Genomic DNA, 24022 nt, shown 5'->3' with positions numbered 1-24022 from the left:
TGCGCCAAGAAGTTTCAAAGCTTCATCGTATTTCTCCTGCAGTTCTTGATAGTTGGCTGCATCTTGCTGTATTTGTTGCGTTTCTTTTTGTTTTTTAGCCACCAGTTCCCCCACCTCATCTTCATATTGACGAACCCAAGTCGTCAGCGTTTTAGGAGACATGCCGTACTTTCGTGCTACGACCTCTGTCCGGAGGCCAGAAAGCACCTCTACGACATATTCCTTTTTCGCCTCAACTGGGCATCTAAATCGTCTTTTCATGAATACTCTCCTCATTTCATTTAGTGTATCTGAGGTGGCTTCGAGTGTCCAATTGGATTAGGGGGCTTTAAAGGTACGGATCGTTAGAATTCAGAAATGACGAAAAACGAGGAAATAGCGTTCCCTGTGATCGTTAGAGTAATTTGCATACTATAAAAGAGGACATCCCCTCTATATCGAAAAACACAAAAAGGGCGTCCCGTCATCTTAAGGATGAAGGAGCGCCCCTTTTTAATGCATATGCAGCTTACTAATCTCGAAACTTCGTGCTCTAACCAAACCCTTCAAGCATTCGACGGGTGAATTAATGTCGTGGCTGACGTTGGTTTAGCAACCACCTCTGTCCCATGCCCACGCTACTATTACACGTCTATCTCATGCTGTTGTGCGTCTGTGCTACTGTTTCCGTCTATCCCACTCACTTGTTTGTCTATCTCACGCTCTTGTACGTCTACCTCATCCCATATCCTCTTGTATCTACTTTATACCTTATGCCTTAGGCAATTGGAATGAGCTTTTCAGCGATACAACCCGGTTGAACACGGGACGGCCTGGCTCGGAGTGCTTTGGATCAACACTGAAGTAACCGTGACGGAAAAATTGGAACTTGTCCTGTGATTTCGCTTCTTTCATCTCTTGCTCCACGAAGCCGTGAACGATCTCCAGAGAGTTCGGGTTCAGCTGATCCAGGAACGTTTTTTCCGGTTGCTCGGCAGTCTCTGCTCCAGCTCCAGTCACATCGGCCTCAATCTCAGCTCCTGCTACAGCAGCAACCACTTCGGCCTCTGCTTCCGCTTCCGGCGCTTCCGCCGAAATCAACGGCTCGTACAAACGGAATTCTGCGGGTACCGCTTGAGTTGCCTCTACCCAGTGAATCGTGCCTTTGACTTTGCGGCCTGTAAAGCCGCTGCCGCTCTTCGTTTCTACATCATAAGTGCAATGAATCTCAACGACATTACCATCCGCATCCTTGATCACGTCATTACATTTAATGAAGTAAGCATGTTTCAAACGAACTTCATTGCCAGGGAACAAACGGAAGTATTTGTTCGGTGGATTTTCCATAAAGTCGTCTTGCTCGATATAAATCTCACGGGAGAACGGAATTTGGCGGTTGCCCATCTCCGGATTTTCCACGTTATTCTCGGCCTCCAGCCACTCCACTTGTCCCTCAGGATAGTTGGTGATAACCACTTTGAGCGGGTGCAGGACAGCCATGGTGCGCGGAGCTTTCAGTTTCAGATCCTCACGAACAAAGTGCTCCAGCGTTTGTAGATCGATCACGCCTTGGCTTTTGGAAATGCCTGTTTCGAATACAAAATCACGAATCGCTTCCGGTGTGTACCCCCGGCGACGCAAACCCGAGATCGTTGGCATACGCGGATCGTCCCAGCCATCCACATGGCCTTCGTCCACAAGCAACTTCAGCTTACGTTTGCTCGTTACCATCTGTGACAGGTTCAGGCGGCCAAACTCGTATTGACGCGGCTGACTCTCCATCTCACATTCCGCGATAACCCAATCATAGAATGGACGTTGATCTTCAAACTCCAGAGAACACAAAGAGTGTGTTACACCTTCAATGGCATCTTCCAGCGGGTGTGCGAATGCATACATCGGGTAGATGCACCATTTGTCGCCCGTGTTATGGTGATGTGCATGAGAGATACGGTAGATGACCGGATCACGCAGGTTGATGTTAGGCGAAGCCATATCAATCTTGGCACGCAGCACTTTTTCTCCGTTCTTGAATTCGCCTGCACGCATACGTGTGAACAAGTCGAGGTTCTCTTCCACCGAACGGTCGCGGTACGGGCTGTTTTTGCCCGGCTCGGTTAGCGTTCCGCGCATTTGACGGATTTCGTCGGCGCTTTGGTCGTCGACATAGGCTTTACCTTTTTGAATAAGCAAGACCGCACGGTTGTACATCTCATCGAAATAATCCGAGGCAAAACGTTTCTCGTTCCACTCGTATCCGAGCCATTTCACGTCTTCCTGGATGGAGTTCACGTACTCCACGTCTTCCTTCACCGGGTTCGTGTCATCAAAGCGCAGGTTTGTCTTGCCGCCGAACTCGCCGCCCAGCGTAAAGTTGATCCAGATCGCCTTCGCGTGACCAATATGCAGATAACCGTTCGGTTCCGGTGGAAAACGGGTAATAACTTCCTGGACTTTGCCCGACCGGAGGTCCTCGGTAATGATATTTTTAATAAAGTTAGGTGGGGTTGTGAATCGGTTGTCCACAGTTATCAAACCTTTCATGAATGGATTGGAGCTTGCAAAAAGTACAATAGTACAGCAATTCCGGGTAAAATTCCTTAATGACGAAACCATTTCCTGAAAATATCTTCTTTCATGGAAAGTTTCGTACGCGTTTCATTTAAATATACCTTTAACGGGGAAGGAGTTCAATAAATAACAACATGAAAATCGGGATCAAACGCACACGCTACCCGATTCAAGTTAGGCCCAATACCATTTTGACGAGTTCGCACGAATCATGTAGCATATGAGTAAAACTAAATTTAAGGGGGGGTTCCCAAGTGAACGCGCTAAAACTGACCAAAGAACAGCAGGATGAAGCCATTCGCACGATCCAGTCGTATTTTGAAGAGGAACGCGGCGAAGAATTGGGCGATCTGGCAGCATGGGGCGTCCTCGACCTGTTTATGACACAGCTTGCTCCCTACATATATAATCAGGCACTCAGTGACGCACGCACGACGGTAAACCAGCGCATGGCCTCCATGGAAGAAGATCTGTTTGCTCTGGAGCGCAAATTGCCCCGGCCTCCCCGCTAATCTACCTATTATATAAAGAAAGAAGGTTGCCATCATGTTTACCTATTCATTGGATGAATATACAGAGCTTCGCCCGCTTTTGATGGAGCACACCAAACCGCTGTTCGAACTGACGGACCGTTCCAGAGATCAACTGAGACATTGGCTGCCTTGGGTAGATCAGGTGACCGACATTGAACATACATCGAGCTTTATTACGAACGCGTTAAAACAAGCTGCGGAGAACGGCGGCTTCACAGCCGGCATCTGGTTAAAAGGAGAACTTGCAGGTATCATCGGTTTCCACGAGATTAACTGGACAAGCCGTTCCGTAAGCATCGGATACTGGCTTGGTAAAGGTTTCGAAGGACAAGGCCTAATGACCAGTGCCTGCCGTGTCTTGGTGGATTACGCCCTCGTGACACTGGATCTGAATCGGGTCGAAATTCGCTGTGCCACCAACAACAAACGTAGCCGTGCTATTCCGGAACGACTTGGCTTCGTGCTTGAAGGTGTCATTCGCCAGGCGGAAAAGCTGCCTAAAGGATACGTCAATCATGCGGTATACGGCATGTTACAGCATGAATGGGAACTTTTGCGATAAAACAGCCTTACATAATGGACATATCATCATACATCACCCTAATCCGCTTGCCCTTTGTCTGTGACGGCACATGTCCCATAGATAAGGGGTATTTGTGGTTAGGACACCATTTTTTACTTCCCCTTAAGGTTGAACTCATCTCTGCTTCATGCTCGGTGCCTAAGATAGCGTTGTGGCTGTATAACCACAAACTCTATTCAAGGAAGAAGGATGATCACGGATGAAGAAAACCACAACATCAAAGGCAATCAAAGTAACCAGCGCTTTAGCTTTAACACTTGCACTTGGCGGGGGCTTGGTGGCAACAACTGCGGTTCATGCAGACCCTGCGGCGAAAGCATCCGATGCACTCCAAAACAAACGCACTGCCCCGATGGGGTCCCATATATTGAAACCACCTGGCGAAGCGGAACGAGGACTTGGACCTTGGTTCGGGCCTCATGCTGAAGAAGTTCTCTCTGTGCTGGGCATCACCAAAGATGAGTTGAAAGAAGCCATTAAAGCAGACAAGTCCCTTGCTGAAATTGCTGCCTCAAAAAAGGTTGAGACACAGACGCTCATTGATAAACTGGTAGCCACGGAGAAAAAGGAACTGCAACTACAGCTTACCGACTCCAAGATTACACAAACCCAATATAATGAACGTTTGGCCGCTCTTACGGAACGCGTGAGTGAACTGGTAAACGAAAAACCATCCGCATTACGCGCGAAAAAACCAGAACATCCTGTGCCTGGAATGGGTTTGCCTGGACGGGGGTTTGGCCCTGAAGTCGATCGCAACCTGGACAAGCTCGCGTCTTTACTCGGAGTGACCACCAATGAATTAACTTCATCACTCAAAAAAGGGGATACCCTCGCAGCCATTGCCTCTGCCCAGAAGGTAAACGTGCAAACCCTTATTCAGCAGCTTGCAACCGATAGAACGGCCGATCTGCAGCAAGAGTTGAAAGACGGGAAAATTACACAGGCTCAGTATGATGAACGGGTTGCCGATCTAACCCAGCGCATCACAGACCTTGTTAATGGCAAACGCCCATCCGTTCGGCCCGAGCATCACCATGGCTCTCGTTTGAAAGACGAGTCTGGCACCCCAGTTAAACCTTTGCCAGAGAACGACAAAACAGACAAAGCAGGCACGACAGATCATGCAGGTACGAACACTTCTGATCTTAGTAAAGATCCTGCATAACCTACCGTTAGCAAGCAAATCGTACGTGGAATCTCACCTGTCTCTGCATCCTACAGGATGATTTCCATGCCAAGCCCCTCCTTCCCACGCTGTCAGCAGCGGTGAAGGAGGGGTTTTAATGTTTATCAGGTACATCGTCCTTTAGAGCGCGCGCACCATGCCACCATCCACAATTAATGATGTTCCGGTAATGTAGGAGTTGGCACCAGACAACAGAAATACGACAGCTTTGGCGAATTCCTCCGGCTGTCCATAACGCCCCAGCGGAATCTCTTTACGGAACTGCTCGGCAATCTCGTCTTCACTGACTCCATTCTGTTCTGCCCTCGCCGTATCCAACTCACGAATCCGATCTGTTGCGATGCGTCCAGGGGCTACGGTATTAATCAGTATGCCGTAAGGTGCAAGCTCCTGAGAGAGCGTCTTGGCAAGACCAAACACACCCGTACGAAACGTATTGGATAGAATCAGACCCGGAATGGGTTGCTTCACCGATGTGGAGGCAATGTTGACGATATGTCCTCCGTTTGCCTTCATATACGGAAGCACACCCCGAATCAGCCGGACATAACTAAGCATGTTTAGCTCAAATGCACGCTCCCAGTCCTCGTCGGTCAGTGACTCGAACGTACCGGAGGGCGGGCCGCCAGAATTGTTAACCAGAATGTCGATCTGGCCAAACTGTTCTGCTGTAGCCTGAATAAGTGCCGCGATGTCCTCCTTGCGTGTTACATCCGTTGCGACATATTCGACACGTCCTCCGCCGCCAAGTGCAAGCAACTCTTCTTTGACGATAGCGAGCTTGTCCCCGCTTCGGCTGGCCAACATCACATCCGCACCTTCCAGTGCCAGCTGTGCCGCAACTGCTTTGCCCAGGCCTCGACTGGAGGCCAGCACGAGTGCTTTTTTACCGCGAAGTCCCATATCCATTGTGTATTCCTCCCTAAGCAAAGTTTGTTCCCCTACACATCCGTCTAACCGTTTAGGCATCAATAAAATAAGCCATTAAAATGTCGTCTACATCCCTGCCACCGATTCGGAACTCAGATACAAGCCTGCCTTCGGTTATAAACCCACATTGCTCATAGAAGGCAACCGCTCCCGGATTGCTCGATAATACACGCAGTCTGAGTTTACGAATGCCCTGCTCCAGCGCGTGTTGCTTCATCGCTTTCATTAGAGCTGTTGCCACACCAGAGCGGCGAAAATCCGGATGAACAGCAATATGGATTTCATAGACATGCCGATTCACTGGCATCCCCGTAGGGGGATGGAAGCCCACGTATCCGCATACCTGATCCTCTTGTACCGCAATGAGCTGACTGCCAGGAGGACAATATTGCAAATACTGCTGTCTGGATCTCCATTGCATCGGTGCAGGCGAGGTGGATGCATTCCAGACCAGCATATCCAGCTCCATTAGCTGGTTTGCATCCTTCATCTCGGAAGCACGGATTTGATACGTATGACTGGTGAACATGCTGATTCAACCTTTCGATATCTTCATTCAATTTTTTGATTCGCTTCATTTAAATATATTTTTCCCTAGCTTGATTACGCTATCTTTATCATGTTCTTTATTCTGTTATCTATTGTAGCATAGCCGCCGGGAGGACTAAAATTCCACCTTCATTTGACCAAATCATGAAAGATTAGAGCTCAAATAAAACGTATCTAATGCTCACAAATGGTACACACCAGAACCACAGATTAGAAGATGCGATGCCAGTGTATTGCAAAAAACACTTTACCTTGCCGTAACGTCATACTTTATACTGATTCCATGGTAATACTTATAGATACGGTTCAATAAGGTAAGGAGGTACATCCGGTTGAATATCAAAGAAGCCGCTTCCCGGCTGGGGATTTCCGCAAGAGCCATTCGTTTTTATGAGGAAAAAGGGTTAATTCAGCCTGCCAAGCAGGTCAGCAACGGATACCGCACCTATACGGAGAATGATATATGGCGTTTGCAGACGATTGCAGCACTACGCGAGATTGGCATGTCTTTGCAGGATATCACTCACGCGCTCGCCGAGATAGATCAAGGTAACCAGCAGGGGTTAGAGGAATATCTGGAGTTGCAGCAAGCGGTGATGTACGCCCAGTGGGTGGAGTTAAAACGTATGATGGATACAACCCAGCGGATGATCGACCTGAACCGTCAGGACGGGGCGCTGGATGTCAGCCACCTGCATGATCTGGCTGGCAGTGCACGCAGACTGCGGGAAGCAAGGCAGAACTGGCATGACCGCTGGAATTATGATAAACAAGCGGCCATCCATGATCAGCGGGTTCAAACTATGACAGATACAGAGGATTACACTCCACAAGCAGATTCAACCCTATCCACGACTGCGTCCTTAGGCCACGTACAAACAACAGCAGACAAGCCATTTAACCTATACCGTAATTACGACGAAGCATTAGAACAGACCTTGCAGTCTATTGCTCCTCAGCCTGGAGAAACTGGCTTGGACATTGGCACTGGGACAGGCAATTTGGCTGGCAGAATGCTGCGTCAGGGTGCTGTCATGACCGGGATCGATCAATCACGGGAAATGCTGCGAACATGCCGCCTCAAGTATCCTCAGATGCAGGTGAAGCTTGGTAATTTTCTGGCCTTGCCTTTTGCCGATCAATCCTTCGACTTTGTTGTATCCAGCTTCGCCTTCCATCATCTGGGTCCGGATCAGCAACAGCTCGCTTTGGAAGAAATCCAGCGTGTGCTCAAAACCAGCGGCACGAGCAGAATCTGTCTCACCGACCTGATGTTTAGGGATTCCGCCCATCGTGACGCTTACCTACGACATGCCAAGGTCACAGGCGACAAGGAACAACAACGCGCTTTGCACGAGCGCCATTTCCCATTGCTGGACGAATTACACTGCCGTCTGACTCACCTGGGCTACGAGACCAAACATGTCCGTCATAATGAATTATTGCATACCGTACTTGCGGTTCCGCTATAATAGCAGGTATCTGACAACAACCTCCAGCGAAACACGAATGATATAGGAAAGAGCCAACTCTCCGAAAGGAGGTTGGCTCTTATTGCTGGTCTCGCTAGAGAGGACAGCAATGACTAGTTTACATATAAATATCAACAATCGTACGCTCAGCCGTGCCGCTTACTTCTTTGAACGCATCCAGCGAGATGCATACCCCGCCTTCACGATAACGGTTCACTGTACGCTCACCAGCCACGTCTTTGCCATTCACCGTTACACGGCTGACAGCTTTCTCATTCAGGTGGTAGATAAACGTCACCGGCGTGCCTGCATATTCGAATTCGAATTGCATGCCATCCAGCTCAGCTGGCAGTACCGGGTCAATGACCAGATTACCGCCTTCCTGACGAATACCGAGTGCATTCGAGATCAACTGGTTCATGTAGATTCCAGGGCCGCTGGAGTAGATTCTCCATCCGCCTTTCACTTCTACCGTCCCTTTGCGAAGCTGGTCAAAATGTTCCTGTGCCTCGTAACGGGTGTTGAACTTGCCATCCGAACTACTGAAGTACGCGTTCGCTTGGCGAATCTCTGCATTAGGCACAACCTCACGGATCCCCACCGGATTGATCATCGCCAGACCGTTCCACACTTGATCCGTTTTACCCAGCTTCGCCATCGCTTCCACGTAACGGATGTGGGCATGCACATATTGCAAACCGATCTCACGTCCGAAGTTGGATGCTTGCTCTGCACGTTTGAAGTGTGTGCTCACACCGCCAGCATATTGCGCAGGACGGTTCATCAGACGTACGCCATCCGGGCAGAGGAACTGTTCACGAATGAGTGCATAGTGTGACTCAGCCTGTTCTGCGTTCAGCAGTTCGCCGATCATGCTGCGTGTCATTGGCAACAGGCGGTATTGAATCCCTGTCTCGGTGTCTGTAGGGTGCAGCATCAGCTTCGCCCGATCTGCCTCTTCCATGTACACAAAGCCTGGAATTACATCTGTGCCCAGCATGTAACGGTTGAAATCCTCGCGGATGCCCTGTGCCAGTTCGGCAAGCTCCTGCGCAAAAGCTTCGTCTTTGGACTTCAATGCCTGTGACAACACGTTCACGGACTGATACGTCAAGGCAACCGTCCAGCTACTCACCATGTATTGCTTGAGTTGTGCATTAGCTGGTTGCAGGGTATCATCCCAGTCTCCATCTCCATAGGAGGACAGGAACGTATCGTGCAGGAAGTGTGCACGGATATACTCGATCTCTTTTTTCGCGTGATCCAGTACGGTGGCTGTCTCTTCTGTGAATCCAAAGCTGTGTTTAACTGTATAAGGCACTTTCTCTTCCAGAATGGCATAGTCGCGAGTTGCAGTCAGGTAATCTGCCAGCACTTTCAGCGGCCATACGATGATATCGCCATGGCTCTCTTCCTGTTGAATCGCAAAGTACTTGTCAAACATAAACCACTGCGGCCAGTTACCATCATCTTCGTATTGGTGTGTGTATACCATTTTGATGATATCGCGAACCTGCTCATATTTTTGAGTGGCCATGAAATACTCTACCGGACCTTGGCACACATCACGCGTACCCCATGCCGCACCGCCGTATTGCTCCAGACCATGAGGCACAGAGTAGTGAACCAGCATGTTGTGGGTGTACCACCAAGCAAGTGCGTTGACTTTGAACAGATCTTCGGCATCCTGGCTCTCGCCGCGCGACAAACGGAAACCGTTCATGACACCCGCAAAGAACTCACGGTATGCCTGCACTTCTTCTTCAAAAGAAAGAGTAGAAGTTGCTGTATCAGCACCAGCAGTCGCCTGACCTTCCAGCACGCCCTGAACCTTCAGCGTCCATTCCGCAGTCTCTTCTAAACTTAACGTTACGAGTGAAGCAACACCACTGCGAACACCGCTGGCGAGCAGGGTTTCGTCCCCGGCTTGTACAGAGGCACCTTCAACCGTCATGCGGTACTCCAGCTCAGGATACGTTCCAGCACTCAGGGACTTCGAATCTGCTTTGAAAATCAATGTGTTACCATCCTGCGTCATGTGCAATGGGTATTCGTACTCATTCACGTTCATCGTAATCTGGTTCGTCACCAGGTAACGATAAGCTTTGCCACTTGTAGAACGCACATTCATCCGTACTTCTGTAGAATGCGTCGTTGTGTAATTCGTCACGATGAGTGTATCGGACTCCATTTTGTATATCCAGCGAGCATAGTTAAACCCAATCTCGAACAGGGACGGCATCGTCAGCAGGCGATATTGTCCATCAATCTCTACATAAATGCGTTGTCCGGCCGTTTTCGGCACGTTCAGAGCATTGCGGGCATTACTGATCATTTTGTTAAAATTGGTGTTGCCGATCACAAGCTGCGAGTTGAACATTCCGTACATATACGAGGTGGTTGTAATAACCTGTGCTCCAAGTTTTACATTACCGCCGCTCATCAGAATATGTCCGTGTGGACGCTCCACCATCAGTTCTTTGGCTTTCAATACGATATGCTCGTAGGATTCGGTAAAGAAGGACAACAGTTGATCCCCGCTACGTTCTTCCTGATGACGGTCAGGGTACAGCTGGTTAATCTCTTCCTGCGTCAGATCCAGTGCCGCCAGTGGCTCACCCAGAGATGAGGAAAGTTTCACCTGTTCAAATACTTCACCTTGTTCTGCGTTCAAAGCCTGTACTTCGTTCCATGCTGCTGCAACTTCATCTCCATACTCCAGTGCGGTAATACCCGATGCATGGTTAGGCTTCGCCAGTCCGTAGAAAACAACCTGTGCCTCACCGTTCAGTTCCAACAACTCGGATTGCAATGCAGTATAAGCGAACTCATACTGGTAAGTTTCGTTTGCCAGAGACGGGCGACTCAGGCTTTCAGGTTGATTGGTTTCTTTGTAAGATAGTCCGAAGAACTGGAATCCATCTGTTGAGTAGCCCACTGCTTTGGTGAGAGAGCCTTGTTGCATGTAAGGGAAAACGCCGCCCTGTGGCTGGTTTTGACGTGAACATACCACATAGCCTTTTGCATCATCTTCAAATACCGTATGGTCGATATATTGCGACAGATAGGCTTCATTACTACGTACTGCGCCCGGGTCAGCAAGTCCCACATCTTGTCCATACACCACATCAACACGCTGCTGTTGTCCTGTAATTTTCACATCCCAGAACCAGATTCCTTGCGGGGCAAGCGTAAATACAACTTTATACTGGATCGCCTGTCCTGCAGGGTTCGGTTGCACACTGCCTGTCCAGATCAGCTGATGGTCTGCATGTAATTTGCTCGTAGATACTTGGCTACCGGAATGCACGCCGAGGAGAGGGAAGGAAAGAATCTCCCCATTTTCTCCGTATACACGCAGGTATAGATTATTCAAAGACCCATCAATCGGGTTGCTAAGTAGTTGATTCAGCATGGTTGAGCCGGAAGTGGCTTGATACAAATCTCCACTGTTCAAAAAAGAAAATGTGACTTCTCCGGCTGCCAGACGAATCGTTTCATTCATAGTTGTTGCCATCTCTCTATCACTCCTTAAATTAGTTTACGACTTAAAATCGAAACGTTTCGATATTTTTGAAAAAGAATAGGGCTCCCTTTGAACCGGTCGTTCCCGACCCGTTCCAACGATAACCCTCATGCTGTAATACAAGTAACACATTGTGTTCACTTACAGATCACACTTCTCGTCGTTATGTATCCATCTTAGCCAAGTCTTGCTGTGATGAATACTTGCTCCGCCTTTTGCATCTACTGCCCCAGTTGCCACCAATATTACATACCATGATGCAAACTCGGTAACCTTATTTCCTACTCTCGACCTTAAGGAGACCCCACGGACCCGCGCTCTACCAGATCAATCGTTAATGTATAGGATGGATTAACACTCTCTCCATTCAACATCTGGAACAGCAGATGCCCGGCCAGTGATCCCGCCTCATGCTTCGGCTGACGAATCGTGGTCAGCGGTGGTTGAATATATTCAGACAGCTGGATATCATCGAATCCAATAACGGAAACATCTCCCGGCACCGAAATACCACTCTCTTCAAATGCCTTCAGTCCACCTATAGCCATCTCATCGTTTCCGTAAAACACTGCTGACGGCAGCTCTCCCTGCATAATCATCATCTTGGTCGCGCTGAAACCGCCCTCGCGCACAAAATTGCCGTTCAAACGCCACTTGGATTTTTCGGTAAGGCCTGCTTCCCGCATCGCTCGGAGATACCCCTGGTAACGTAGCGCATTATCATAGGAATTGGACGGTCCGCTGATATAAGCAATATTCTCATGCCCCGCTCTAATTAGACGGCGAGTCGCCAGATATCCTCCCTGCTCTCCATCCACCAGTACGCTAACAAGATGATCGCCAGATAGCTGTCGATCCATGACAATAATGGGGAATCGCGACCCGGCAGACTGAACCAGGATATCATCATCGATGTTATGAGCCAGAACAACGGCTCCGTCCACCCTTTTTTCACGCAAAAAACGTACGGCCGTCGAATCCCCTCCACCCATCGAGCTGCAAGCAATCAGGTCATACCCGTTCGCCAGCGCCACATCCTGCACACTACGAATCAACTCGGAGTAATAAGGTCCCGACAAGTCTGTCAAGATTAGCGCGATGGTATTGGTCCGGCTCCGTTTCAGATCCATGGCAAAGCCGTTTTTACGGTAATTCAGTTCCCGTGCTGCCTCAAGCACTTTGGCTTTGGTTTTGGCACTAACCTTGCTGTCCCCATTCAATGCATAGGAAGCAGTGGAGAGTGCTACACCCGCCAGCTTTGCCACATCCTTGATCGTTGCCATTCCTAGTTCGCCCCTTCTTGCTTCACTCGTCCATGACTATTTCGTCCTGTTCTCTGTTCCATTATAGTTACTATTCATTGTGATGCATATATTTTGAGATGATGTTTCAGGGTACCTCTAAAGTATGTTATGGTTGTACTATTATTATAAATCTTTAGTTGTTTCCAAACCATTTCAATTATGGATCGAAACGTTTCGAGGTATTTCCAAAAAAATAATTCATGCTCAACCTTCTTGTCTCTCTGCTGTAGTACAAACAAAACTGTAGTCATGATTCGTTCCTTCGTAATCAAATTCTTCTTAATCATATAAAAAGAAATATTGAGAAATCTGCTCTACACAACAGATTGAAACGTTTCGACATTTTCATTATAGTCGCTAGTGATAGCGATTTCAACCATTTTATTTGATTTTCGCAGAAAAGAAGAACATATTCAATACGTTCATATCTCACTTTGAACCTCACACTGCCTTCAACGCTTATGTTCAGCATCGATTGTAAAAAGAAGACTTGCTTTATAGGAAAGCCTATACCTCAAATTGTCCCAAGATCAGCCTTAAAAATCCAACCTAAGATCAAAATAAAGATTATAGATAAATATCCATATAAAGCAAGTCAAACGATCTAACGAATGAGACTTACACGGGATCAGATTACTTTTTTACCGCATGAATAAAATGAATCGTCTCAAAAGCAGACAAGTCATCTGTTCGTTGACTGAAATACCGCTCCTGTACTTCTTCAGGGGATAGATGCTCATAGATGAGAAGACCTGCTTTTTCCAGCAGATGCTCCATGTCTTCATACGTGAAGCAGGATAGCATCGGTTCGCCCCCCATCGTAGCCATTTTTACCATGTTTTCGACACGGTTATATTTGCCCTTTTCCTGAAAGAGATGTTCATCTGCATAATCAAACACGATTGAACTTCCAGCTGGAAGAGGTGCAAACGCGTGATGAATTAAACGACAGAGGTCTTCTTTGGGCAAATAATACGAAACGCCAAGCAGTGTAAACATGGTTCTCACATCTCGGAATAGGCTGCTCCAAGAATCCGTACGAATCATCTCACGGGTGAAGTCCATGGGTACAAAATGAAGATTGCGTGGAATAACCAGCTCTGCCTGCCTCAAACGCTCTTTCTTTAACTGCTGTTCAGATGGGAGATCTACCTCGAATATGTCCAACTCATCCCCCAATTCCGGGTGTCTAAAGGCAAACGTGTCCATACCGGCACCAAGAACAATCATCTGTTTCACGCCCAGCGCAGCTTCCTGCAGCATCACCTGTTCACTATAGGCAGAGCGAGCCAGCGTGATCGGTGACAGCTGGACTTGGGTTATCCATTTTAATATCTGATTTGAATCACCCCTGAACTGATGATCCGCATCCGGGTGAAAGAAATGAATGCCTCGTATCATGTTTTCGCTAATTGTTGCGAACTCTTCTGAAGTGATCAGTTTTCGACTTACAAAATCATTAAAGATAAGTGGTTCATCATGCTCCGTATGGTAGGCTCGGGCAAATGCTGAAATCAGAGACGTTATACTGGACTCCTTCTTCTCGCTCATCATGTTCCTCCCGTATCAACAAAAATAAGGTCCCCCTGGTCAGGAGAACCTTAGTATATACGGAAAGTTTATATATGTAAATTATAGCATATATAATTTATTTTGTCAATCTCATTTTGAGATAGGATCACCAGAATCTATATTATTTCAGTCGTATCAGTTCATTAGATTCAGTACGTCCATTTTGTCCGTTTCACTTAGAAACCTATGCGTCCAAGCCGTATTCTCGAGTCTCCCGGTTACGGTTCAGCGCAGCATGTAGTACAAATCCAAGCAGGGCTATTGCAGCCGTCCCGGTTGCCAGCCATGCTACAGGGATTAAGCCCTGTCTATCATACATAACTCCCATCGCATACGGTCCAATTACACGTCCAACCGCTCCAATTCCGCCCGAGACACCGATGTAAAAAGGGGCTGCCCTCCCCGCATGCTCCGATATAAATGCCGGTGTTGCCGGTGAGATTAACATCTCTCCGAAAGTAGCGAGCACCATCGCAAGTACCATGCCCGGATAATTGTACATCGTGATCATAACAATGTAGGCGAGCCCATAAAATACGGCACTTGCTGTCATCTGGGCGCTGGAGGTACGAGCCATCGTACGTTTTATCCAACTGGTGAATGGTTGCCCCACAAAGATCAGCACCCCATTAAGTGTCCAGAGCAGACCGTACATTCTTTTCTCCAATCCTTCTGAAATAATATACGGGGATACGCCTGTATTCCAAATAGAGTTTCCAAATAAAAGGAACAACACGCCCAGACTCATAAACAGATACAGCCGAGTGTTCCCCAGCAGTGTCCAGATGCCCGGACCGTCTGGTACGGTTTTGCGTTTCGTCAGCTGTACTTCTCCCTGCTTCGGCTCCGCCCGGGACAGATAAAACCAGAAAAACACTGCAAATCCTGCTGAGGTCACCCCGTTTAACACAAAGCTCAGATGATATGAAAAGTCAGCGAGAAATCCGCTAAGCGCCGTTCCAATCGCCACACCGATGTTGTTCGCCACATAAATAATGTTAAACAGTTCTCCGCGCCGCTCGGCAAACCGGAAGCCGATAAACGCTTGAATTGCAGGCAACGATAATGAACCGAATAACCCAATCCAACCCATTGCACAGATAAAAACAACCCAGTACGCGCTAATCCAAGGCAATGCGAACAATCCTGCCGCGTTTAGTGCAAGCGAACCAATGATTAGTTTTTTCACACCTACACGATGGTATAGAGAGCCACCAAGCAGCTGTCCAAAAATACCACCCAGAGATTGAATCAAAATAACAAAACCTGCGTTTGCCATCGTGCGCCCCAGCTCGTCGAATACATACATAGTCGTCAGCGGCCACATGAGAGCACTACCCGTGGCACTCACCATGCTTGCCAGCAAAAACACTTTCACTTCTTTTGGATAGTTATCCAGCCATCTCAACATTTTACCCATACTCCTTACATCTTCTAGCCTGACATACCCTTACCATTGTCCGCACAAAAGGCTCCCGCACACGTGGCACAACTCGCCACGGCGGAAGCCTGTAAGTTAAAGATATTATAATATGAATCTATATTACATCAAAACTATCTGGCTGCAAGCACATTCATTGCCGCTTCACTTCAACAGTGGCCGAGAAAAAGGTAGCACCGTTCCCCATATCCGACAAGCGGCTGGATGTCAACGAGTTGGAGCGCTGTTTTTTGCCCTCGCCGTCCCACCACAGTCCTTGGCTGATGACCGTTCCCGGAAGCATGGCATCCGTCACTTTGGCAGTCAGTTCAATACGTCCGCGTTCATTCCACACCACAACGGCATCGCCATCCTGCACATCGCGGCGAGACGCATCTTCTGGATGAATTTGCAACAGCGGCATCTTCTCCAAACGTTGATGTTTAGCTGAATTACCAAAGCTGGAGTTCAGGAAATTATGGTTTGGCGGCGACACATACATTAGTGGGTACGCATGCTCTGGACCAGCAGGATTCTCTCCATCAAAACCTTCAACTAGCGCGGCGTATGTCGGTAATGGCGGTAGTCCCTTCTTTTGCATCTGCTCGGAGTATAATTCAATCTTGCCTGATGGCGTAGGCAGATGTTCCAGGAAAGATTCATGAGCCGACATGTCCAGCTTCACAAACCGCTGTTGCTTCAGACGATCCAGTGTAACCCCGTTCATATACGGGTTCTCCGTGTCCTGAAGTGCATTCTCAATCATCTGCTCCGGCTTCTCACCAAAGATGTCCGCATCATAACCCATGGCTTGGCCAAGTAACGAGAACAGCTCCACATTGCTTTTACTTTCGCCGATTGGCGCGATCACCGGCTCCTGTAGCTGGACATATTGGTGCCAGTAGGACAGGTACAGGTCTGTTGCTTCAAAAGAAGACGTCGCCGGCAGCACAATATCTGCATACTTCGCCGTATCGGTCATGAACAGGTCATGAACAACGGTAAACAGATCCTCCCGTGCAAAACCTCGCTCCACTCGTTCCGTATCCGGTGCTACCACCAGTGGATTGCTGCAGTAAACTAACATAGCCCGGATCGGCTGCTCCGCCTCCAGCAATGCTTCGCCAATCCGGTTCATGTTTACGACCCGCGGATTGGCATTTTGCCTTAGGTCAGGCCGCTCGAGCGCGTCACCGTTGGTGCTCCCGTAGCTGTTCGTGCGAACTGCACCGCCGCCGCGCTTCAGCCACTGCCCTGTAATTGCAGGCAAGCAGGCAATGCTGCGCACGTTCATGCCCCCATTGTCATGGTGCTGCAAGCCATTGCCAATGTGAATATGAGCGGCATACGCTCTTCCGTAGAGCTGTGCCAGCTCTACAATCGTTTCTTCCGGCACGCCTGTAATGCGTGCTACGCGCTCCGGTGTGTAACTACGGACATGCTCGCGTAGTGCTTCGTGTCCCACGGTATATTTTTGCATAAACGCTTCATTCGTCAGTCCTTGCTCAAACAGCACATGCATCATTCCCAGTGCCAGCGCACTGTCCGTACCCGGATAGAGCGGGATGAACCAGTCCGCCCATTGTGCCGTACGATTTCGGTGAACGTCAATGACAACGATTTTGGCACCGTTCTTACGAGCCTTCTCCGCCAGTACAACCTGATGCATATTGGTGCTGACAATGTTCCCACCCCACACCACAATCAGGTCCGCATGCTCTGTATCCTCAGGCAACGTGCCGTGGTTGGCTCCCATCGTATATTTCCAGCCTGTGTTACCGGCAGCATTACATATCGTCTGCTCCAGCACGCTTGCGCCTAGCGCATTGAAGAAACGCCGATCCATGCCGTCGACACCTAGCACACCCATATTGCCGTAAAAGCTATAAGGGAGAATGCTCTCAGGTCCATACGTTGCAGACAAGTCTTTGAACTTTCCTGTAATTTCCTGAATCGCTTCGTCCCAACTGATACGCTCGAACTTGCCTTCACCTTTGGCGCCGACACGTCGCATCGGATATTGAAGACGCCCCGGATGATACACCCGCTCCGTCATATTTCGAACTTTATTACAGATTGCACCCTTCGTAATCGGATGATCCGGATTACCGGTGACCTTCGTAATTTTACCGTTTTCTTTATGTAATAGCAGACCACATGTGTCTGGACAATCGAGCGGGCATACCGCTGGAAATACACCATTCTCCTGTTCAATCATCATTGGGCTCCCCCTCTTTCAATAGCTATCCCTATATCATATCCCGTTCAGGGTTATAACGTAAAGAGAACAGAATGAATCGGCCAAATCTTCATCATTCTGGGTAGCATGTTATGTGTGCAAACTGGTCATTCCATTCAAAAATTTTAATTTCGAAAAAAGTTTTCTACCTATGATTCATTCTCTGAACCCTGGGGTAAATTAAGAACAAGGCATTAGGCTGGTGTTTCCCCACTTCCTCCTCATGCCATATCATGGACCACTCCCGAAATTCGCCATGCTCAGGTTTCGTTCCCCCGAACCTTGTCATGGCGAATTTAATTTTGGGCAAAAAAAAGATGACCCCCTCCCATCTCCCCACGATCAACCCTGTCGTGAAGCGATGAAATGCATCATCTCACTTCGTTATTCCGTATTCTTACAAATATGATGCTACAATGCTCCTAAGTGTCAACTCTCCCATAAATTACGCCTGTTTACTCCACATCGCTCTACCTTCTGCTTCCACTGAAGAAACCATAGCAGGAACAACCGTCTCCGGCTTGGCCGCTGGCTCTGTTTTACGCAGATATACCATCCAATACGAAGCCGCTACGAACAACGCTCCACCCGTTAAATTACCTAGCCAAACCGGAATAAAATTCATGACGTACTGGCCCCAGGAAAAGTGCCCCTCAAAGATCGCCGCTGGAATCAGAAACATGTTGGCCACAACGTGCTGAAATCCGATAGCCACAAACGCCATCGTTGGAAACCAAATGCCCAGAATTTTACCGCTCATCGTATCGGCTGCATAAGACAGCCAGACAGCCAGCGCTACCAGCCAGTTACAGCCTATGCCTGAAATAAAAGCCTGCAGGAAGCTGTCATGCAATTTGTGTCCTGCCATATCGACAACTTTGCTCAGGTATACACCCTCTGCGGTGAGCCCAAGCACATGACCAAAGAAAAAGGCCACAAACAATGCACCGAGCAGATTACCCACGGTCACAAGTAGCAGGTTCTTCAACATGCTGGCTGGAGAGATTTTACGTGTGATTGCAGCGAGCGGTACAGCCATCATATTGCCCGTTAACAGTTCTCCACCACCAATCAAGACCAGAATCAGACCTACCGGGAACACCGCCGCTCCGATAAACGTTGCAATGCTCCCCCACTCCGCTGGTGCAGATGCAATTACGCGAATATCGAGCAGAAACCCAAGCGCAATAAAGGCTCCCGCCAGGAAACCAAGAATCAGCACAGAAGAAACCGGATTCTGTGCTTTCTTAACACCAGCCTGCGCCGTATATTGTGCAACCTCCAGAGGTGTTTTGGTCGCCATATGTCATCCTCTCCTTTGTCTTCTATCCGTTCGCAAATCATTGAATTCATCTATGGTTTTATTGTATCTCGACCTTGTCGAAAACTTTGTGCAAATAATCACAAAGTAATCTAAGAAGATGATTCAATTTGCTACTTAGACGACAAAAAAAGAAGACTGACGATATGATCGCCAGCCTTCCTTCTGTCTTTATTTTATGATGTACCCAAATTTAATATCGTTGCTAGCCGCCTACATTCATGACTTACCTCACCGACTTACACCAGCGCTGGCGCTTTAACCTCTACCGGAGGCAGGGCTTGCAGACCTGCTGTGTTCAGGAAGTTCCAAGGTTTGTTGTAGTGCGGTTGGAAGAAGAAGTCGATAAACGCCAGCTCATCCACCGTCATGTTGTTCTGAATACAAACCGAGATCGTATTGATCGACTGCGTCAGATCCACTTGTGACATTACCTGTGCACCGACAATCCGGCGAGTCGCTTGTTCGTAAACCACTTTAAGCAACAGTTTCTCAGCCGTTGGCATGAACTCAGGACGGTAGCTGTCTTCCAGAACAACCGATTCGACAACAAGCCCCTCTTCTTTAGCAGACATCTCGGTCATTCCTGTCCCTGCAATATTTTGCTCATAAATTTTGATGCCCGATGTGCCCTGTGTTCCCACATAAGGTGTCGTTGGACGAACCAGGTTTCTCGCTACGAGTGTACCCATCCGCACGGCGTTTGTAGCCAGTGGAATGTAAGCCGCTTTGCCGGTTGGATTGTAGTGGATCGCACAGCTGTCACCTGCAGCAAAGACATCTTCCTGACTAGTTTGCATATATTTATCGACGATAATTGCACCGTTTGGCAACATATCCACTTGGCCTTTAAGCAGCTCCGTATTTGGACGGAATCCGATGCAAAGAATGACCAAGTCAGTCTCAAACTCCCCTTTGGATGTGATGACTTTGGTTACTTTGCCGTTCTCACCCGTAAATTTCTGTACGGTTTGACCGAGAGCCAGTTTAATGCCTTTATTCGTGAGCGTATCTTCAATTCCATCTGTAAATTCAGGATCAAGGTATTTGTTCAAAATACGATCCACGCTGTCGATCAGCGTCACTTCTTTACCGTTCATCTGGAATGCTTCGACCAGTTCCACACCGATGTATCCTGCGCCGACTACAGTAACACGTTTCGCATCTTTGGCTTTTTCGATAATGGTGTTGGAGTGATTGTAGTTTTTGCAAAGCAGGATGTTATCCATCTCGATGCCTTCCAGCTTCGGCACAACAGGCCATGAACCTGTAGTCATGATCAGTTTGTCAAATGTATCTTCAAATTCTTCCCCGGTTTGCAGATTTTTAGCCCGCAAGGTGTGGCCTTTGGCATCCACTGCTGTAACTTCGTGAAGCATCTTGGTCACTACCCCGAGATCTGCCAATTGATTCGGCGAAGAGTAGAACAGGCCGTCAGGGTCTTTGACCACTCCACCTACGTAGAGCGCAATACCACATGACAGGAAAGAGATATTATCATTGCGTTCATATACGGTAATGGTGGCATCCGGGTATAATTTGGCGGTATTTACGATAGCTGCTGTTCCTGCGTGTGTACATCCGATGACTGCGATTTTCATGAGAGTTCCTCCTTGGAGTATATAAAATAATGAGTTTAATAAACATGGTTATGGTTGTGAAATAATTCACTATTAGTTCGGTAGATCGCTTGTGATTTATTTCACTTTATACACTCATTATAATGTGATCTTTTTCACATTGCAATAGGTTTTGCAAAAATAAATTCAATTTCCTCATAAAACATGCGACAGTTCTACTTTTGTCTTAAGTTCACCATAGATTTTTATACGTTATAAGTACGGACCCAATCTTATTTTCACTGCTTACATTTTCCCCGAGTTGCCTATTGCTTATGCCCTCCAAATCATTCAAATTCCGTTTTAGCGCAGTACCAGCTATCTTCTATCGAACACACAATAGGCAGGATGAATGAACAGAATGCGAAAATGGATGCCATTTAAAATTAAAGGTTGATTTCTTTATTAGTAAGCGCTTACAATATATAGAATCCTTTTATTGGATTATATGATATATATGTTCCATATTAGTTCGGGAAAATAATAGCTTAAGGAGGCGTTCACTTGAGTAAACCTAAATTGTTAGCCCCATTACGCATCATACCCCTTGCACTTTCTATGGCCATGATCACTGCCGCATTAGTCACTCCACATGCCGCTGCTGCCGATGTTAATGCTTCCTCCGCCCCAGTGACAATTAAAACCGAAGTGTTGCCGAGCCAGAAATCCAGTTCTACCCTTGAAGATGTGTCCTCTTTGTTGCAGAAATTCAGGGATATAAGCAACTTCGCGACTGGGGATCTCGCCAAAGATACGGCTTATGCACTGAATATCGTATCCTGGCAGATGCCGCACGGCGGCTTTTACAAAGACATGGAGAAACAATATGCTACCCCTTGGAATGGTGTAACGGAACGTTCTGGCTGGAAAGACCCGAGCGGTGTTGAGCTTGGAACCTTCGATAATGATGCTACAACATCGGAAATCCGCTTCCTGACTGAAATGTATGTCAAAACCGGTAATCCGATCTTTAAGGACAGTGTCCGCAAAGCCGTTGATTTTATTCTCGTGTCACAGTACCCTTCGGGTGGCTGGCCTCAGGTCTATCCTAAACGCAGTAATTATTCGGATGCCGTAACGTACAATGACAATGCGATGGTGCAAACGATGATTCTACTAGATGATATCACCCAGCGCAAACACGGGTTTGATAATGATATTCTGACGAGCCAGGAACGCAGTAAACTAAAGCTTGCATTAGATAAAGGTATTGCTTATACGCTGAAAGCCCAGATTATAAATAAGGGAGTACCTACTGTCTGGGGTGCACAGCATGATCCTGTGACCTATGAACCGTTACCTGGCCGAGCCTATGAGCTGGCTTCCAAATCGGGATCAGAGTCAGTTGCCATTACCGCTTTCCTTATGTCTCTACCTCAGACACCTGAAATCGAACATGCTGCTAAAAGCGCATTGAAATGGTTTGATACCGTTCGTGAAGATGGCACCAAATACAATCGGCAAGGCCCCGTTTATTTCGAGCCCGATGCTGGCAGTGTCATTTGGTACCGTTTCTATAACGTCGATGAAGATATTCCTTTTTACGCAGATCGGGACGGTAAAAAATATATGAACATTCTGGACATCAGCGAGGAGCGCAGACATGGCTATTCATGGGCTGGAAGTTATGCTCGTAATCTGCTGAAGCTTGCCTCCGAACAAGGGTACTACAAGCTTAGCAAGCCACTTCCCAAATCATAATAATTTTGAGTAGAGTATTCTGTGTAGATACAACACTTTAGACAATAAAAAGAAGCCTGTCCCTGCGAAATAGCAGGACAGGCTTCTCGTCATCATACGTTTACCTTACAGCAGATGTAGCACATTAACCGAGCAATTGCTCAATCGTTGCACTCATGGACTCTGGTGATTCTTTCGGTTCAACGCGGCCAACAACTTCACCTTCGCGGTTTACAAGGAACTTGGTAAAGTTCCATTGAATGTCGCTGGTTTCACCTGATCCGGGCTGTTGTTCTTTCAAATATTGAAAGAGGGGATGCGCCTCTTCTCCGTTCACATCTACTTTTGCAAAGACCGGGAAATTAACGCCGTAGTTAATCTGGCAAAAGGATTCGGCTTCTTCGCTTGTCCCTGGCTCCTGCCCACCGAATTGGTTACAAGGAAAACCAAGCACGACGAGACCTTGATCACGATAACGGTCATAGAGCTTCTGCAATTCACCGTATTGCGGGGTCAATCCACATTTACTCGCTGTGTTTGCAATAACGAGCACCTTGCCTTGATACATATCCAGCGGCACTTCCTGATTTGCGGTGGTTACCGCCTTGTACGAATATACGGACATTGCTAATTCCTCCTATGAGATCGTAATATCCCAATTATAAACGTGTTCAAGTGTGAACTTCAAATTTACCGGGAAGCTACAATCGCCTCATATCGAGTTTGCCGCTCAGCTTTGCTCAGTTTGGGACACGTGTAACAATAATCTTGACCCCCGTCCACCTTATAATACAGGCAGCATGTTGACTTCATTAAGATCTTCTCCCCCGGTTGATACGGGCTGTCTATCTCTACCGGCTTGAATTTCAACAGATTTTTACGTAATCCCAGAACTTCCGGTGGCATCGTTATGACATGCTCATACCCCTGAATAACAGCTTCTCGCTCCTGATCTGTAATCTCCATCTGAACAGCCAGCGTTTTGAACCATCTCAGGATCGACGCAAGCTGTGCCCACATCTGACCTGTATTCGCCCCGCCAGCCAGTGCCACTCCTTCAATTAAAGGCCGAAGCTGTTCTCCGTAATAAGCTGTAAGCATCGCCTGACATGTAGATGTAGAAGCTAGCGCTGAGTGGTGCTCGTCGTTGACGGGGGGTGCTGGATGAGCCTTTTCAGCGTCATCTAGCAGTTGAAAATGAAATGCGGGATATCCGTCCTGCAGGGTGAGTTGTAATCGAATATTATCCAGAGAAATATCCAGCACCTTGTCACACATCGCGTTTAGGTAATGTATACCCAAGAGCAAACCACGAACGGAATGCATGAAATACACCGCTGCGGTTTGCAAGCTATCTGCACGCAAATGTTCGTTATATGTTGTTAGCATATCTCTTGCCTGCTCTGCGTCCCTTAACGAAGCCAGAGGTGCAGCGTAGACAGAGTTCAAAATGGCATTCCTCGAGATACGTGCATATTGTTCAAGCCAGGTGTAATTGATTGCGCTCATTAATGAAACCTCCTGTGAATGCGAAT

At 47.7% G+C, this 24022-nt stretch carries 18 protein-coding genes; 5 read left to right on the top strand and 13 right to left on the bottom strand.

The features are described 5' to 3' along the window. Both BLQ13_RS23825 and BLQ13_RS23820 read right to left on the bottom strand, forming a co-directional pair. Window positions 1-261: transposase (locus tag BLQ13_RS23825; protein ID WP_090924185.1), on the bottom strand; the 261-nt coding region annotated here is incomplete at its 3' end. A 489-nt stretch (window positions 262-750) separates the two neighbouring features. Beyond that, the gene (locus BLQ13_RS23820; protein WP_090924195.1) at window positions 751-2523 is read right to left on the bottom strand and encodes a glutamine--tRNA ligase/YqeY domain fusion protein; all 1773 of its coding nucleotides are present in this window, start codon (window positions 2521-2523) and stop codon (window positions 751-753) included. A gap of 281 nt (window positions 2524-2804) precedes the next feature. Here BLQ13_RS23820 and BLQ13_RS23815 point away from each other — a divergent pair, with 281 nt between their 5' ends. The 3 genes from BLQ13_RS23815 (at window position 2805) to BLQ13_RS23805 (ending at window position 4834) form a co-directional block, all read left to right on the top strand. Then, complete coding sequence (locus tag BLQ13_RS23815) at window positions 2805-3062, top strand: DUF2164 domain-containing protein (RefSeq protein ID WP_090924184.1); 258 nt, start codon at window positions 2805-2807, stop codon at window positions 3060-3062. 34 nt (window positions 3063-3096) lie between these two features. Next, a complete protein-coding gene (locus tag BLQ13_RS23810) occupies window positions 3097-3645 on the top strand; it encodes a GNAT family N-acetyltransferase (RefSeq protein WP_090924183.1) in 549 nt (182 codons plus the stop codon). A 220-nt stretch (window positions 3646-3865) separates the two neighbouring features. After that, the gene (locus BLQ13_RS23805; protein ID WP_090924182.1) at window positions 3866-4834 is read left to right on the top strand and encodes a LysM peptidoglycan-binding domain-containing protein; all 969 of its coding nucleotides are present in this window, start codon (window positions 3866-3868) and stop codon (window positions 4832-4834) included. Window positions 4835-4975: 141 nt separating this feature from the next. On the opposite strand, the gene BLQ13_RS23800 is transcribed toward BLQ13_RS23805, so the two are convergent. Together BLQ13_RS23800 and BLQ13_RS23795 are read right to left on the bottom strand one after the other, a co-directional pair. After that, on the bottom strand, window positions 4976-5764 hold the full coding sequence (locus BLQ13_RS23800; protein ID WP_090924181.1) for an SDR family oxidoreductase: 789 nt from the start codon (window positions 5762-5764) through the stop codon (window positions 4976-4978). A 52-nt stretch (window positions 5765-5816) separates the two neighbouring features. Next, complete coding sequence (locus BLQ13_RS23795; RefSeq protein ID WP_090924180.1) at window positions 5817-6314, bottom strand: GNAT family N-acetyltransferase; 498 nt, start codon at window positions 6312-6314, stop codon at window positions 5817-5819. A 352-nt stretch (window positions 6315-6666) separates the two neighbouring features. Between BLQ13_RS23795 and BLQ13_RS23790 the strand changes: the two genes are divergently transcribed. Next, a complete protein-coding gene (locus BLQ13_RS23790; RefSeq protein ID WP_090924179.1) occupies window positions 6667-7806 on the top strand; it encodes a methyltransferase domain-containing protein in 1140 nt (379 codons plus the stop codon). A gap of 118 nt (window positions 7807-7924) precedes the next feature. Here BLQ13_RS23790 and BLQ13_RS23785 read toward each other — a convergent pair whose 3' ends face one another. The 7 genes from BLQ13_RS23785 to BLQ13_RS23750 all read right to left on the bottom strand — a co-directional run bounded on the left by BLQ13_RS23785 (window position 7925) and on the right by BLQ13_RS23750 (window position 20789). Further along, window positions 7925-11323, bottom strand: coding sequence for a GH36-type glycosyl hydrolase domain-containing protein (locus tag BLQ13_RS23785; protein WP_090924178.1), 3399 nt, complete (start codon window positions 11321-11323; stop codon window positions 7925-7927). Between the two features lie 302 nt (window positions 11324-11625). Further along, a complete protein-coding gene (locus BLQ13_RS23780) occupies window positions 11626-12615 on the bottom strand; it encodes a LacI family DNA-binding transcriptional regulator (protein ID WP_090924177.1) in 990 nt (329 codons plus the stop codon). Between the two features lie 654 nt (window positions 12616-13269). Beyond that, the gene (locus BLQ13_RS23770) at window positions 13270-14190 is read right to left on the bottom strand and encodes a class I SAM-dependent methyltransferase (RefSeq protein WP_090924175.1); all 921 of its coding nucleotides are present in this window, start codon (window positions 14188-14190) and stop codon (window positions 13270-13272) included. A 202-nt stretch (window positions 14191-14392) separates the two neighbouring features. Next, window positions 14393-15616, bottom strand: a complete 1224-nt coding sequence (locus BLQ13_RS23765; RefSeq protein ID WP_090924194.1) for an MFS transporter — start codon at window positions 15614-15616, stop codon at window positions 14393-14395. 166 nt (window positions 15617-15782) lie between these two features. Beyond that, window positions 15783-17846: a molybdopterin-containing oxidoreductase family protein gene (locus BLQ13_RS23760; protein ID WP_090924193.1), complete on the bottom strand. Its 2064-nt coding sequence runs from the start codon at window positions 17844-17846 to the stop codon at window positions 15783-15785. Window positions 17847-18312: 466 nt separating this feature from the next. Beyond that, the gene (locus tag BLQ13_RS23755) at window positions 18313-19170 is read right to left on the bottom strand and encodes a formate/nitrite transporter family protein (RefSeq protein WP_090924174.1); all 858 of its coding nucleotides are present in this window, start codon (window positions 19168-19170) and stop codon (window positions 18313-18315) included. Window positions 19171-19427: 257 nt separating this feature from the next. Continuing rightward, window positions 19428-20789 (bottom strand): FAD-dependent oxidoreductase, encoded by a 1362-nt coding sequence (locus BLQ13_RS23750; protein ID WP_090924173.1) that lies wholly within the window; start codon window positions 20787-20789, stop codon window positions 19428-19430. Window positions 20790-21311: 522 nt separating this feature from the next. Between BLQ13_RS23750 and pelA the strand changes: the two genes are divergently transcribed. After that, complete coding sequence (pelA, locus tag BLQ13_RS23745; protein WP_420848962.1) at window positions 21312-22508, top strand: pectate lyase; 1197 nt, start codon at window positions 21312-21314, stop codon at window positions 22506-22508. Window positions 22509-22632: 124 nt separating this feature from the next. Here pelA and BLQ13_RS23740 read toward each other — a convergent pair whose 3' ends face one another. Both BLQ13_RS23740 and BLQ13_RS23735 read right to left on the bottom strand, forming a co-directional pair. Beyond that, window positions 22633-23112, bottom strand: coding sequence for a glutathione peroxidase (locus tag BLQ13_RS23740; protein ID WP_090924172.1), 480 nt, complete (start codon window positions 23110-23112; stop codon window positions 22633-22635). Window positions 23113-23177: 65 nt separating this feature from the next. After that, on the bottom strand, window positions 23178-23996 hold the full coding sequence (locus BLQ13_RS23735; protein WP_090924171.1) for a ferric iron reductase: 819 nt from the start codon (window positions 23994-23996) through the stop codon (window positions 23178-23180). Window positions 23997-24022 lie beyond the last annotated feature (26 nt).

Origin of the sequence: Paenibacillus polysaccharolyticus (assembly GCF_900102085.1) — a bacterium.
In the GTDB taxonomy this organism is placed as follows: domain Bacteria; phylum Bacillota; class Bacilli; order Paenibacillales; family Paenibacillaceae; genus Paenibacillus; species Paenibacillus polysaccharolyticus.
The sequence above is the reverse complement of the archived record's forward strand: the minus strand, read 5'-3'. Positions and strand labels throughout refer to the sequence as shown.